This is a genomic window from Fundicoccus sp. Sow4_D5, from assembly GCF_052116365.1.
Classification (GTDB): domain Bacteria; phylum Bacillota; class Bacilli; order Lactobacillales; family Aerococcaceae; genus Fundicoccus.
The window spans coordinates 1-13,812 of the sequence record NZ_JBQKLF010000008.1; the positions used below are offsets into that span (position 1 = coordinate 1).

The following is a 13,812-nucleotide window of genomic DNA, read 5'->3' on the forward strand; positions in this document are numbered from 1 at the left end:
GAAAGTTAACCTAGAGCGTGTATTATTAAATGGAAAGTTTAATTTTCGGGGCTAATTTAAGCCAATTTCCATTAAATTACCTTTTAATTGTCCCACTCAGAAGATGAGTGGGCACGTTAGATTTTTAATGTGACCACTCAAATCGCGAGTGGAACAATTAGAGTCGAAAGTTAACCTAGAGCGTGTATTATTAAATGGAAAGTTTAATTTTCGGGGCTAATTCAAGCCGATTTCCTTTAAATCCCCTTTTAATTGTCCCACTCAGAAGATGAGTGGGCACGTTAGATTTTCAATGTGACCACTCAAATCGCGAGTGGAACAATTAACGTCGATAGTTAAGCTGCAAACCTAGACTCTAACGCACTCTCGCTTCTCACCTTTTACCAACTTCAAGTCTTCCTACTCTTATGCATAAAAACGCCTGACAGCCACTAATGGTGAGCCGTCAGGCGTTTTATTTATTAAACTAGTTTTTCTAAAAATAGTGACGCAATTGAGAAGTATATCAAAACTGACGTTAAATCACTTAGTGTAGAAATAAAGGGACCACTCGCAACTGCCGGATCAAAACCTAAACGAGTCATTAATTTCGGAATTAAAGCTCCTGCCAAGTTAGCCACAATGATAGCTGCTGCCATCGCAATACCGATGACGAAACCAAGCGTGAAATTCTGCTTCCAAAAACCAGCTACAATGGCAATTGATATACCGACAATCACAGCTGTAATCACACCTGTTAATAACTCAAAGACGAGAGAACCAAAAAATTCATCCTCTTCTGATTTATTCGCTAATTTTCTAACCGAAACGGCTAATGATTGCGTCCCTGCATTCCCTGCTGTACCTGTAATTAAGGTAACAAAAGAAGATAAAACACTAGCCGTCGCAATAACTTCCTCATAACGACTAATTAACGAAGCCGTCCCTAAACCTAGAAACAGTAGGGTGATTAACCAAGGCAGACGACTTTTCGCTGCATGGAATGGTGTCTCATGTTCAACATTAACATTAACAGCCGCTAAACCAGAATAATCGCTATCGGCTTCTTCTTGAATAACATCAATAATATCATCAACCGTAATAATGCCTAATAACTCTTGGTCAAAGCCAACCACTGGTAAAGCAAGTAAATTATAATCCATCACCATCTTAGCGACTTCTTCTTGATCATCGTTTACTTGAACAGCAATCACACGCGTGTTCATTATATCTTTAATCAATTTAGAATCTTCGTTAACAATTAAATCTCTTAAAGAAATAACCCCAACTAAACGACGGTTTTCATCGACCACGTACACATAATAGATGGTCTCTGCTGAACTGGCAACACTTTTCAAATGTTGATAGGCGCTCTTTAAATCGTCCTCTTCTTGAACCGATACAAATTCAGTCGTCATAATCGACCCAGCCGTATCATCCAAGTAATTGATTAACTGACTTATTTCTCGCGCACTCGACGGCTTCATCAAGTGCATATATACATTGACCAAGTCGTGATTCTTTAAATTATTCAGTATATCTACCGCGTTATCAGCATACATATCGCCCAATACAGCTGCCGCATAGGCATTATTCATCTCTTCAAAATAAGCATCCATGTATTCATGTTGCTCGGTCTCTATTGCATCAAAGACATTTGCCAATTCTGAAGGAGAAAGATATTGGTAAACTTTCTCGCGATACTCTTGTTCAAACGCCAAAAATATTCTGGCTTGATCATATGAATGCAAAGCTAAATACTCTGTACGAAAACGTGTCATTCTATTTCCACTGAGTAATTGTTGCATTATTTCAATATTTTCTTCGAAAGATCGTTCAAATACTTCCATGCTTGAACCTCCTGACTATATCATTACCTTACTATCATATCATTGACGGTGTAAAAGAATCCACTCTTGCATATCAGAAGGCAAATCCTGCTTCACAATAATCGGCTCCTGCGTAAAAGGTTGCCTGAAACTTAACTCTCCGCAATGAAGCGCTTGACGCGTTAATGGTGCCTGTAAATGACCACCATATAAGTCATCTCCTAATAAAGGGCCACCCAAATGTTTCATATGGACTCTAATTTGATGCGTCCGTCCAGTATGTAATTGTAGCTTCAATAAACTGCTGTCTTTCAATGCTTCCTCAAGCCAGTATTCAGTTTCAGCTACTTTCCCCGTGTGATGCACACGACGAGTAATAATCGAATTTTCATCACGAGCAATCGGAGCACTGATTAAGCCCTGAGGTAACCAATCAGCACGCGAGCTGATCGCAAAGTATATTTTGTTAATTTGACGGGCTTGAATCTGACGATCCAATAGAGCGTGAGCCAAACGGTGCTTGGCAATCAACATTAAGCCTGATGTGTCGCGGTCTAAACGAGTCACAATATGAATGACTTGATCCGCGTAATTATGTTGAACATAGTAGCCACGTATACGGTTGGCCATCGATCCGCTCGGATTTTTCACCGACGGAATCGACACTACACCGACTGGTTTATTGACCACAAGGACATCGCGGTCTTCATAAACCACTTCTACACCATCAGGTGCTGGCACGACTGTTTCATGCCCCAATTCATCCGGTGCAATCAATGTTAATAAATCCCCCGCTTGAATAGTCTGTCTGACTGTCACCGCTTGATGATTTAACAGAATGCTTCCAGAAAACTTTACCCATGATGTAAAAGCACGTGGAATATCTAAATGCCTTAAAAACAACTTAATAGTCGTAGGCGTTTGCGCCTGATATTGCCAATTGAACTCCAACTAATTCCCAAACTTTCTATTGTGTTTTATCTACAAATTCTAATAAGAATGCTTCAATTTCTTCCATTGAGCTTTCGTGATTTACTTTGCTAGCTACCTTTACGTCCTCAACAATAAAGGCATGTGGTACAGTATCTACGTTATATAATTGCATGGCATCCGCGAAAGTCGCATCATTACCCCGTTCTTTCGTATTATAGTAATGAATTTCTACGCCTAATTCACTCGCCAATTGATTGATTTTCGGCGAGAAAACCTTACAGAAAGGGCACTCATCAAAGCCTAAATAAACAATAGCCGGCGTATTATTCGTCGAAACCATTAATTCTGCATAAGCTGTTTCAGACTCAACAGGCTTTAATTGACTGTAAGCTGCCGTATCCGTCTCACCTGTATAAATAGCTACCTCATCTAATTCGGCATAAACTGCGGCCTTTTCTTCTTCGTCTAAACTTAATAATTGCGTGCCGTCTTCAAAAGTCACTTCGCGCTCAACTAATTCGACAGATTCTACCGCTCCCGTTTCTTCTGAAGATACACTCTCTTCATTCATTTGTGATTGATTACAAGCTGTTAAAACGACTAACACGCTCGATAAACCCACTAATTTAACCAAAGCTTTCTTCATTCAACACTCTCCAAACTCTCTTTATTAAAATCATAAAACTCTTGATGACATCATTTGATCACGTTACAAACGGTATTATTTAAGGTAATTCAGGCTACCACTGGGTTGCCCTTGTTGACGCCCTTGTTTGCGACCGATGAAGGAGTTTTCCACTCGGTCCCAATAATGCATATGTCTAAAGCTAGCAAAACGAATACGTTCTGCTGCTAATTGAATACGAATGCTCTTAACTGGCAAATGATTAAATGTCATATTATCAATCGACATACCAAATTCCTTTTCTTCAGCTTCTACATATAACTGAAACCATTCATCTCTCGGGATAATGATTGGAGAACTTAAGGTTCGATACACTCGGTTATTGACAGAGGCCATTTCCGTTAATTGAATCGCATCTAATCGAGGATGAATCACAGCGCCACCTAAGGATTTATTTAAACCCGTTGATCCTGTTGGGGTTGATACACACAACCCGTCTCCTCGAAATGTCTCAAAAAAGTGCTCTTTAATATAGACCTCACATACCATCGTTCCTTTAAATGAACGGACAGAAAATTCATTTAGTGCTAGCCTTGTTTTTTTAGAACCGTCCTCTAATGTCATTTCAACTTTTAATAGAGGATAACTAACGGATTCACCTTTAGAGTCTAGAATACCTTGAATCACTTCATCTATCTCAAAACTTTGCCAATCAGTATAAAAACCTAGATGGCCCGTATGAATGCCAATAAAACGCGCCGAATTGACCGAATGGGTGAAGTCATGAAAAGCAGAGAGTAATGTCCCATCTCCACCAATAGAAATAATATAATCAGGTGCTTCATCCTTACCAACCACTTTAATCGCGGTCGTTTTCATTTTCTTTACCAATTCTTCTTTAAGTTCTAAAGATTGTGGCTTGTCATTTGAATAAATTAAAACTTTCTTTTCCATAGCTCCTCCTTAGTCATCGCACTAGGCGTGAAACTACATATAACGGCGATCGAAAATTTGAATGGCTTCGCGTATTTCTTCGCGTATTTCTGACATCTCTTCATCTAATAAGAAAGCTGCTTCTGACGCTCTTTCAAGTCTATTTAAGATGGCATCAGGATATTCCCCACTATATTTATAATTCAAAGAATGTTCGATTGTAGCCCAAAAATTCATCGCTAATGTCCGGATTTGAACTTCAACAATCACCGGCACTTCTCCTGACGCTCTTTGGACAGGATACTCTAACACCATATGATACGAACGATAACCACTTGGTTTACGATGTTGAATATAATCGCGAATTAGTATGACTTTAAAATCTTTACGATTCATCAGTAAATTAGCCACTTCATAGATATCTTCTACGAACTGACACATAATACGTATCCCAGCGATGTCTTGAACACCATCTAACATGTCTTCTGCTTCAATATTTCGTACATGCATTTTTTCGAGAATACTTTCTCTTGTTTTGGTTCGTCCTGTTACAAATTCAATCGGAGCATGACGATTGAGAGCATGATATTCCTTTCGAATATTCTTTAATTTTAATTTCAATTCTTCGACGGCTTGTTGATAAGGTGCCAAGAATACCTCCCAATCATCTACAAAATCATCTGCTAACAAAAATCTCACCCCAGGTCTTAGTATTTGACTATAATTTATGTTACTCACAGCACTATTTTAGCACACTTCTGTTTATAATTATGTACTTTGTCCGAAATATGATAAGCTTAAGTGCAAAGAATTTTGACTTGTGTAAAGAATGAGACAAATAGAAAGGGTTCGACTCATGACTGTTGAATTAGAACAAGAACTAAAAGTGTTACTCACTAAGGAGCAATTTGATGCATTGCTTCACCATTGGAAATTAGACAACTCTCAACCAAACTTGAGACAACATAATACCTACTACGATACCAATGACCAATTATTAAAACATTGTGATGCTGCTTTAAGGTTAAGAAATTTTGCTGACTCCAGCGTATGGACCATCAAGCATCGACAAAATGCTTTTCAATCTTTAGAGTATCACCAACCCAATCCTCGTCCACTCTCACCACCCAGCAATCTTTCAAGCGATTTTATTCAAGAGGTTGGTCTGTTAAACTTTTTAAAAGAACAAGCTATTGAGTTAAATGAATTAAAACAAACTTATGACATTCAAACACAACGCTGGTTAATTACCGCAGAGTTTGGAGAATTCGCCTTGGATGCGAGTCAATTTGGTGATCAGTTTGATTATGAATTAGAACTAGAAACTGATCAGCTTGTTCCCGCTCAAATCGCTTTTAAATCATTTTTAGATTCTTTTGGAATTAAATTACTTCAAGCTGAGACAAAGTTGAGTCGTGCAGCTAATTACTTTAAAACAAACTCATAATCAAACGTACAAAAGGCATATCGGTAGTATATTGGCCATGTTTTTGATACTATGATAGTGAGGTATACGACATGTGTAAAGGAGGGATACGAGATGTTACCTAATTATCAAGTCGAATATCAGGTAAATGGAATCCCCAGACTATTTGAGTTTTATCTATTTGTTAATCCATTAGGCAGAAAAAGCTATTATGCGGAGCAAGAATTAAATAAAACTGTAAATATGATTGCCGCCAAAGTAGACATACATATTCTGACTTTCCATAATCAGAAAATCATCACAGAATTTATGAAACATTTAGGCGCACCAGTCAACGACCTAAAAACGCGCAATCAAATCTACCGTACTGTTTATCAAGCGTCTCTGGCTTATAAAGCCGCCTCGATGCAAGGTAAACGCAAAGGTAGAATCTTTCTAATGAAAATGCAACAACATATTCAAGGTGACTTTGACTTATTCACTAAAGAATTTGTCTATGATTTAGTGCGTGAAGTAGGGCTTGACTTAGAAACTTTCCAAGAGGATTTCCAATCAGATTTCGTCCGACAATTATATTTAAATGATCAAAAGATTGCGGTGGATATGCAAGTTGAAAGAACCCCATCCCTAGTAGTATTTGAGAATAGTATTGATGGATTTCTCGTTGATGGGAAAATCACCTGTCAGAATATTCTAAGTCAACTAGACGATATGATGGAAGAAACTTGTCATGCAGATCAGACAAGCAAACCGCACAAACCACATTTATCATTATTAAGAAACAATACACTTTAATTAAATTAAAATCATCTACTTTCCCAAAAAATGTAGTCGATTTTTCACTAAAAAAGCCAGGACGCATTGTCCTGGCTTTTTTCTTTAAATAACTATCGTTTATTCTGCTGATTCGGACGACTCTTCGACACCGTCTTCACCTATTACTGGTGCATTTTCCCAGGCAGGTTTGTCGCCATTATTCGTTGTATCATATAAGGCTTGTGCTACTTCAACTGATTGATAGTAAGAAACAATTTGTAATAATAATGGTTCTTCCACATTTTCCGCTTGTGTCACAATGACGTTACGGTAGGCTTCACTCAATTGTTCTGGATGATCAGCATCGACAAATATTGCATCTTTCGTTAAGGATAAACCAGCATCTGTGGCGAAATTTAAATTAATGAAGGCTGCTGCCACGTCAGGTAAAACTAAAGGTAATTGCGCTGCGTCTAATTCTTCAAATGTGAGGTTCTTTGGATTGTCTGTAATATCGTCTAATGTTGGTAAATAGCCTGCTGCATCATCCACTTCAATCACACCAGCAATTTCTAAGCCAAGAATGGCACGTCCACCGTTAGTCGGGTCGTTAGGAATCGCAACTGTATCCCCTTCTTGCAAGTCATCTAATGAAGAGATCTTCTCAGAATATGCCCCCATTGGTGAAACGAAAGTGAAGCCGATAGGGGTTAGTTCTTCTTCGTTTGCTTCATTCCAGTTTTCTAAGAAGGCAACGTGTTGGAAAGCGTTCAAGTTAATTGAACCATCAGCTAAAGCAATATTTGGTTGAACATAATCATTAAATAATACCAGCTCCAACTCAATCCCATCAGCTGCTGCTTTCTCAACTACGACATCCCAAACATCTTCGGCTGGTCCAGATACGATGCCAACGGTCACTGTTTCTCCTTCGAATTCACTCTGAGCAGAAAGACGCGTGATACTACTTGCTCCTACAAAAACACTTGCTGCTAAACCAACGACACTTAATTTTGTTAATAATTTTTTCATATTTATCTTCTCCCTTTTTGTTATCTGATTTCCAAAACAATGCAAAAAACTCCCGCCCTTAGCAAAGGACGAGAGCGTAAATTCTCGTGGTACCACCTTAGTTTGTTATAACATCACTATTATAACCTCATCCAGTACGCAATAATAAAGAAGCTTGTTATACTGGGGCATTTTAACGGTCGCATCCGTTCATTCTTATTGACTAAGCATTCAGAATGACAGCTCAGTGGCCATTTTCAATTTATCACCTATACTCGCTTTCACCAGACGCGAGCTCTCTAAGATATGTTATAAATTTACTTTCCACTTCAAAGCTTTTTTGATTTAAATATAATATATAGCATAAACTCACATAAATCAAGCCCTTTTTTAATTTAATTTTAATTTAACTTCTGATATGATACACTGGTTCTAATATTTAACGTCGGAAAGGAAGCATATTTATGGATTATAGTAATATTAATCGTCATGTTAAACACGCACCAGAAAACACGATTCGAACTTTTAGCGACCGAATCAGCCACTTAGATAATTTATTAGCTTTTAATATCGGAGAACCTGACTTTTCTACCCCTATGAATATCAAACAAGCTGCCATTCATTCCATCGAGCAAGACCAGAGTTTCTACTCTCATTCTCGTGGTATTCTAGAATTAAGGCAAGAAATTAGCCACTATCTTGAACGTAAATATCAATTGACCTATTCAGCAGAGGATGAAATCATCGTAACTGCAGGAGCAACAGAAGCCTTGTACTTATCCTTAACTGGACTATTGAATCCGGGCGATCAAGTACTTGTAGTAGATCCAAGTTACGTGATTTATCATTCTCAAATCCTTTTAGCAGGTGGAGAAACGGTGCCGATTGATGTGTCAGAAAGTGGTTTTAAACTAACGCCTGCTCAATTAGAATCGGCTCTTGCGGTCAATCCCCGTGTCAAAGCCTTGGTATTTAATTTCCCAACTAATCCAACAGGAGTCACTTATACGAGTCAAGAAATTGAAGCTCTTGCCCTGGTTATTCAAGCTCACGAAATATTTGTGATTGCAGACGAGGTTTACTCGGAGTTTTCATATGAATCTGATCATGTGTCCATTGCGCGTTTTATCCCTGAACATACTTTACTAATTAATGGTGCATCAAAATCTCATGCGATGACCGGCTGGCGTTCAGCCTTTCTAGCAGGACCGGCCCCTCTTTTAGATGTATTCTATGCATTACACCAAGCCGTTGTCACTTCGCCAACCACTCAAGTTCAATACGCTAGTATTGCAGCTTATAGCAAGGAAAGCGACCAAGCAATTCTTGAAATGAAGCATTCTTATCAAGCGCGTCGTGACTTGTTATACGCCGGAATGGAAGCTTTAGGTTTTGAATCAGCACGAGCGACAGGTGCCTTTTATTTATTTACTAAAATCCCGACATGGTATCAAGGGAATGATGTGGAATTTTGTATTGCGCTTGCTGAAGAGTGCCGCATCGCCACAACACCAGGCTCAGTTTTCGGCGCTGCAGGTAAAGGTTATTTTAGAACGAGTTATGTCTCAAGTACAGATAACTTACGCCTATATTTAGAGCGATTAGCTGCTTTCAAAAAGCAGTATATCAAGTAATTTATAAGTTTTCATTGTCTGAGCGTCGTCTTATTCTTCCCCAATATAATAACTTGGAAGACTTGATGAATTGAATATAGTCAATGCTTCCTTGTGTTATATTGGCTTTGAGTGGAGGGGTTCGTTTAACGTGCTGACTGGGAAATTCAGTTAACATGTTAAAAGAAATAGCCTAAGGACTTTGCGGATTTCTTGCGATATTTAGACGAACTTCCAGTGTGTTAATGTTTTGAAGCGATTGATTCTTATAATCAAAAAAAGCCACTTCCGATCGGAAGTGGCTTTCTAGCGTGCTAATCTTTTGCAAATTGACTTTGATATAAATCATAATAGAAACCTTGTTTCTCCAACAATGTTTGGTGGTTTCCTTGCTCAATAATTTGACCGTTTTCCATAACTAGAATTTTATCTGCTTCTTGAATGGTTGATAGACGGTGCGCAATGACGAAACTTGTGCGTCCTTCCATCAAACGACTCATTGCTTTTTGAATCAATTGTTCTAAACGCGTATCAACAGAACTCGTCGCTTCATCAAGAATCAATATCTTCGGATCAGATAGTAAAGCTCGAGCAATTGTCAATAATTGCTTTTGACCTAGCGAAATATTCGAGGATTCTTGATTCATTTCCATATCATAGCCACCAGGTAATGTGCGTATAAAATGGTCAACGTTAGCTGCTTTTCCAGCTTCGACAATATCTTCATCCGTCGCATTTAAGTTACCAAAGCGTAAGTTTTCTTTGATGGAGCCTTCGAATAACCAAGCGTCTTGTAATACCATACCGAATTGTTCGCGTAGTTCTTGACGCGCAATGTCTCGTATATCCACTCCGTCAACTTTAATTGCGCCATCTGTGACATCATAGAAACGCATTAATAAGTTTATCATCGTCGTTTTCCCTGCTCCTGTCGGGCCAACTATCGCCACCATTTCCCCCGGATTCACTTCAACATTAAAGTGACGGATTAACGGCTTGTCTTCAACATATTGGAATGACACGTTTTCAAAGGTTACTCTACCTTCTACCGGCTGAGTGAAACTCGTTGTTTTCTCATTAGGTTCTTCTTCTTGGTCAAGCACTTCGTAAATACGATTAATCGCTGCACTGGCACTTTGAAGTGGTCCAGATAATTGTGAAATCATTTGGATCGGCTGATTGACTTGGTTAACATATTGCGTGAATGCCTGTAAATTACCCAAGGTTAGACGACCAGCTATGGTGAATAAACCTCCGATAATCACGACGAGTAAATAAGTCAGGTGAGAAACAACACTCACGAGTGGCATCATCAAACCTGATAAGAAACTGGCTTTGAAGCCGACATCTTGTAAGTCGTCCGTGATTTTACGAAAATCTTTACTCGATTGTTGTTCACGGCTATACAATTTTATAATGTTAAAGCCTGTGAAACTTTCTTGCACATAACCGTTCAGTCTGCCTAAAGCATCGGCTTGAGCTTTAAAGTACTTTTGAGATAGATTGACAACGTAACGTGCCACTAAATATGAAAGGGGCATACTAATCATAATCACTAGCGCGAGTTTCCAGTTAAGCCAAAGCATCATAACTGCCACAAATAGAATCGATAAAATGGCGTTTACGATTTGTAAGAGACTTTGTTGAAGCGCGTTAGAAACGGACTCAACGTCACTTGTAATACGTCCCAGAATATTTCCGAATTGATTTCGGTCATAATAGGATACAGGTATTAAGTTAATTTTATGAATGATGTCGTTTCTTAAATCTCTGACCATATTCTGAACGGCGACAGTAATAAAGTAATTCGACCCAAAGGTTGTAAATTGATTAACTAAACCTCTTAGACTATATAAAACGAGTATCCAGAAGATATAGTCATAATTAATCCCAGCGCCTTCTACCCCACGTGCCATATCGACTAAATTACTTGTCAGTTCAGTAATGGCTAAACCTAACATGAAGGGCTCAATAACCGTCATAAGGACTGAGACTAACATCATGAAAAAGGACGTGAAGAGAGAAACTTTATAGTGACGTAAATAGCGCCAAATTTTTGATACAACATTGTTTGTTTCCATATTCGCCGCCTCCTATTCTTCTAACGATGCATTTTTGATTTGCGACTCTGCAATTGAACGGTATATCTCGCTTGTTGCCAATAATTCATCATGGGTTCCACGCCCCACAATTTCACCTTTATCTAAAACGATAATTTGGTCGGCATTCATAATTGAAGAAACACGTTGTGCCACAATGACAGTAGTTGCTTCGGTCGTAATTTCTTTTAATCGACGACGTAATTCTGCATCTGTTTTATAATCTAGCGCTGAGAAACTATCATCAAAGACGTAAATATCTGGTTTTTTGACCAAAGCTCTAGCAATGGACAAACGTTGTTTTTGACCACCAGATAAGTTATTACCTCCTTCTGCTAAGAAAGAGCGGTAACGTTCTTGAGTCTTTTCAATAAAATCTTGCGCTTGAGCGACATCTGTTGCTCTTTCTAGTTCACCTTCTGTCGCGCTGTATTTACCGTAACGTAGATTATCACCAATCGTTCCAGTAAATAAGAGTGCCTTTTGAGGAATAAATCCAATTTTTTGACGTAAGGCATCTAATTTATATTTTCGAACATCTACACCATCAACTAAAATGCGCCCTAATGTCACATCAAAGAAACGTGGAATGAGTTGGACCAGTGTCGATTTACCACTACCAGTACTTCCGATAAAGGCAATAATTTCTCCTGGTTTCGTTTTAAAACTAATGTTATGTAAAACAGGATTTTCTGTTTCACCAGGATAAGCAAAAGTCACATTATCAAACTCTAAGTAACCTTTGGTTTCAGTTTCAGTAATCCCTTCTAAATTAGGATCTATTGAAATAGGCATATCCATTATTTCTTCTAAACGATTGGCTGAAACTGACATTCTAGGAAACATCATAAATAGGTTTGAAAACATTAAGAATGAGAATAAGGCATGGAAGGAATATTCAATAAAAGCCACTAAGTTACCTACTTGTAATTGACCTGCTTCAATCGGTTTTAAGGCAAACCAGAATATTAAAACAATCATCCAAATGATAATGTGGAAGAATAAGGGAGAGGCTACCCCCATCAATTTAAATAAATTCCCAGAAATAGTGGCATAATTTTGAACTTCATTTTTAAATCGTTTTTCTTGATAATCTTCACGAGTGAACGCTCGAATGACACGTAAACCCATTAAGTTTTCACGCGCATATTGGTTAATACTATCTAAAGAGGTTTGTTGACTTTCAGATAGTGGGCGTGATTTTTTAGCGATGATATAAATCATTAAAGCTAGGATTGGTAAGGCAGCTAGCATAAACCACGCGAGTGATGGTGCCGTAAGGATGATCATTATGATGCTTCCCACAAACATCATCGGGGCAATAACGCCGAGTCTTAGAGACATTTCAGCAAATTGCATTAACACAAAGGCATCGTTTGTCATTCGCGTAACGAGCGAGGATACACCAATTTTTTCGTATTCGTGATGCGAAAAGAGTTGTATTTTGTCGAAAAGGTCATTACGCATATCCTTTATCATCAGTGTCGTTAATTTACTTGCCACGTAGGTTAATATGACACGTCCTAGTAAGCCTGCCACAATAACCACTAACATCAGTGCACCGAGTCGATATAAGGCACTGGTGTCATTGGGGATAATTGCTTGATCAATCATATAAGCAAAGATGGTAGGTAAGCCTAGGTTTATTAGTACTGAAGATAGGCCCATGACTAGATTTATCACCAAATATTTAGGGTGTTGCTTCAAATAGCTCCAAATATATTGCATGTTTTTAAACTCCTCCTTTAAAATAAATAGTTAAGGGGAACGCTCGCAAGCGTCCCCAGTTTGTTTCCAAATCAAGTCTATCAATGTGTCTTAGTTAAAGTCAAACAAGAGCTCTACTTGTTTATGATTTTATTAAAGACTGATACCTTGTTCGGATGTTTTGGCTAATCGTTTGTTTATGACTGTATTTAACGCTTTGCTTCCCACTCTTGATAAAATTGGTCCAGGAAGTCTTCTAAATAATCGTGACGATTAATGGCTATTTGACGGCCACTTGAGGTATTCATTAAAGCCTTCAATTTCAATAATTTTTCATAAAAATGCATAATTGCTGAATCATTACCACTACGATAATCCTCTAATGTCATATCTTCACGTGGCTTCATAGCTGGATTATGGATTGGTCGCCCTTTATGACCAGAATAATAAATCGTTCGAGCAATTCCAATCGCACCAATAGCATCCAAGCGGTCGGCATCTTGGACGATTTGTCCTTCAAAACTTAAGGGATAGTCATTATTTAGTCCGCCTTTAAATGACATGTTTGTGATAATATCCATGATTGCCATCATCTGACTTTCGCAAACTCCTGAAGTCAATAAAAATTCTTTAACATTAGCAATCGCTACTGCTTCACTCTCTACTAATTTATCATCGATTGTGTCATGTAGCAGCGCAGCTAATACACAAGTCAAGAGATTAGCCCCTTTTTCTTCACGCGCTAATCGAATGGTCATTTTCGTGACACGTGCAATATGCCACCAATCATGGCCGCTTGTATCGTCTTTCAACAAAGTATATACAAAGGCTTGTGTCCGTTGAATCACCTGATTTTCTGCTTCACTTAATTCATTCAGTAGGAATTCTTGTTCCACTTTAT

The 13,812-nt window shown here is 38.3% G+C and carries 12 protein-coding genes and 1 other annotated feature; of the genes, 3 read left to right on the forward strand and 9 right to left on the reverse strand.

From position 1 onward, the window contains the following. Nucleotides 1–461: 461 nt before the first annotated feature. The 5 genes from mgtE to ACTQ45_RS09485 form a co-directional block, all read right to left on the reverse strand. Nucleotides 462–1,829 (reverse strand): magnesium transporter, encoded by a 1,368-nt coding sequence (mgtE, locus tag ACTQ45_RS09465; RefSeq protein WP_441752300.1) that lies wholly within the window; start codon nt 1,827–1,829, stop codon nt 462–464. Between the two features lie 39 nt (nt 1,830–1,868). Further along, nucleotides 1,869–2,711 carry an RluA family pseudouridine synthase gene (locus tag ACTQ45_RS09470; RefSeq protein WP_441763543.1) on the reverse strand — a complete coding sequence of 281 codons (843 nt, stop codon included), beginning with the start codon at nt 2,709–2,711 and terminating at the stop codon, nt 1,869–1,871. A 64-nt stretch (nt 2,712–2,775) separates the two neighbouring features. Continuing rightward, complete coding sequence (locus ACTQ45_RS09475) at nt 2,776–3,387, reverse strand: TlpA family protein disulfide reductase (RefSeq protein ID WP_441752304.1); 612 nt, start codon at nt 3,385–3,387, stop codon at nt 2,776–2,778. 75 nt (nt 3,388–3,462) lie between these two features. Next, nucleotides 3,463–4,320, reverse strand: coding sequence for an NAD kinase (locus ACTQ45_RS09480; RefSeq protein ID WP_441752306.1), 858 nt, complete (start codon nt 4,318–4,320; stop codon nt 3,463–3,465). A gap of 33 nt (nt 4,321–4,353) precedes the next feature. Further along, nucleotides 4,354–4,989 (reverse strand): GTP pyrophosphokinase, encoded by a 636-nt coding sequence (locus ACTQ45_RS09485; RefSeq protein WP_441752308.1) that lies wholly within the window; start codon nt 4,987–4,989, stop codon nt 4,354–4,356. 166 nt (nt 4,990–5,155) lie between these two features. On the opposite strand from ACTQ45_RS09485, the gene ACTQ45_RS09490 reads away from it, so the two are divergent. Together ACTQ45_RS09490 and ACTQ45_RS09495 are read left to right on the forward strand one after the other, a co-directional pair. Further along, a complete protein-coding gene (locus ACTQ45_RS09490) occupies nt 5,156–5,746 on the forward strand; it encodes a CYTH domain-containing protein (RefSeq protein WP_441752310.1) in 591 nt (196 codons plus the stop codon). 93 nt (nt 5,747–5,839) lie between these two features. Next, entirely contained in the window at nt 5,840–6,520 is a 681-nt protein-coding gene (locus ACTQ45_RS09495) for a DsbA family protein (protein ID WP_441752312.1), read from the forward strand. A gap of 99 nt (nt 6,521–6,619) precedes the next feature. Here the strand turns inward: ACTQ45_RS09495 and ACTQ45_RS09500 are convergent, their stop codons facing one another. Next, entirely contained in the window at nt 6,620–7,513 is an 894-nt protein-coding gene (locus ACTQ45_RS09500) for a MetQ/NlpA family ABC transporter substrate-binding protein (protein WP_441752314.1), read from the reverse strand. A 61-nt stretch (nt 7,514–7,574) separates the two neighbouring features. Further along, nucleotides 7,575–7,834 (reverse strand) — a binding site (T-box leader). 122 nt (nt 7,835–7,956) lie between these two features. Here ACTQ45_RS09500 and ACTQ45_RS09505 point away from each other — a divergent pair. Next, nucleotides 7,957–9,126 carry an aminotransferase class I/II-fold pyridoxal phosphate-dependent enzyme gene (locus ACTQ45_RS09505; protein ID WP_441752316.1) on the forward strand — a complete coding sequence of 390 codons (1,170 nt, stop codon included), beginning with the start codon at nt 7,957–7,959 and terminating at the stop codon, nt 9,124–9,126. Between the two features lie 293 nt (nt 9,127–9,419). On the opposite strand, the gene ACTQ45_RS09510 is transcribed toward ACTQ45_RS09505, so the two are convergent. The 3 genes from ACTQ45_RS09510 to ACTQ45_RS09520 all read right to left on the reverse strand — a co-directional run bounded on the left by ACTQ45_RS09510 (nt 9,420) and on the right by ACTQ45_RS09520 (nt 13,807). Further along, on the reverse strand, nt 9,420–11,186 hold the full coding sequence (locus ACTQ45_RS09510; protein WP_441752318.1) for an ABC transporter ATP-binding protein: 1,767 nt from the start codon (nt 11,184–11,186) through the stop codon (nt 9,420–9,422). A gap of 12 nt (nt 11,187–11,198) precedes the next feature. Further along, nucleotides 11,199–12,932, reverse strand: coding sequence for an ABC transporter ATP-binding protein (locus ACTQ45_RS09515; RefSeq protein ID WP_441752320.1), 1,734 nt, complete (start codon nt 12,930–12,932; stop codon nt 11,199–11,201). A 188-nt stretch (nt 12,933–13,120) separates the two neighbouring features. Continuing rightward, nucleotides 13,121–13,807, reverse strand: coding sequence for an HD domain-containing protein (locus tag ACTQ45_RS09520; RefSeq protein ID WP_441752322.1), 687 nt, complete (start codon nt 13,805–13,807; stop codon nt 13,121–13,123). Nucleotides 13,808–13,812: the final 5 nt, after the last annotated feature.

Bases quoted from the DNA above. Each gene is read 5' to 3' on its own strand.
- mgtE (WP_441752300.1), bottom strand. From the start codon at position 1,829: ATGGAAGTATTTGAACGATCTTTCGAAGAAAATATTGAAATAATGCAA.
- ACTQ45_RS09495 (WP_441752312.1), top strand. From the start codon at position 5,840: ATGTTACCTAATTATCAAGTCGAATATCAGGTAAATGGAATCCCCAGA.
- ACTQ45_RS09500 (WP_441752314.1), bottom strand. From the start codon at position 7,513: ATGAAAAAATTATTAACAAAATTAAGTGTCGTTGGTTTAGCAGCAAGT.
- ACTQ45_RS09480 (WP_441752306.1), bottom strand. From the start codon at position 4,320: ATGGAAAAGAAAGTTTTAATTTATTCAAATGACAAGCCACAATCTTTA.
- ACTQ45_RS09475 (WP_441752304.1), bottom strand. From the start codon at position 3,387: ATGAAGAAAGCTTTGGTTAAATTAGTGGGTTTATCGAGCGTGTTAGTC.
- ACTQ45_RS09490 (WP_441752310.1), top strand. From the start codon at position 5,156: ATGACTGTTGAATTAGAACAAGAACTAAAAGTGTTACTCACTAAGGAG.
- ACTQ45_RS09505 (WP_441752316.1), top strand. From the start codon at position 7,957: ATGGATTATAGTAATATTAATCGTCATGTTAAACACGCACCAGAAAAC.
- ACTQ45_RS09515 (WP_441752320.1), bottom strand. From the start codon at position 12,932: ATGCAATATATTTGGAGCTATTTGAAGCAACACCCTAAATATTTGGTG.
- ACTQ45_RS09510 (WP_441752318.1), bottom strand. From the start codon at position 11,186: ATGGAAACAAACAATGTTGTATCAAAAATTTGGCGCTATTTACGTCAC.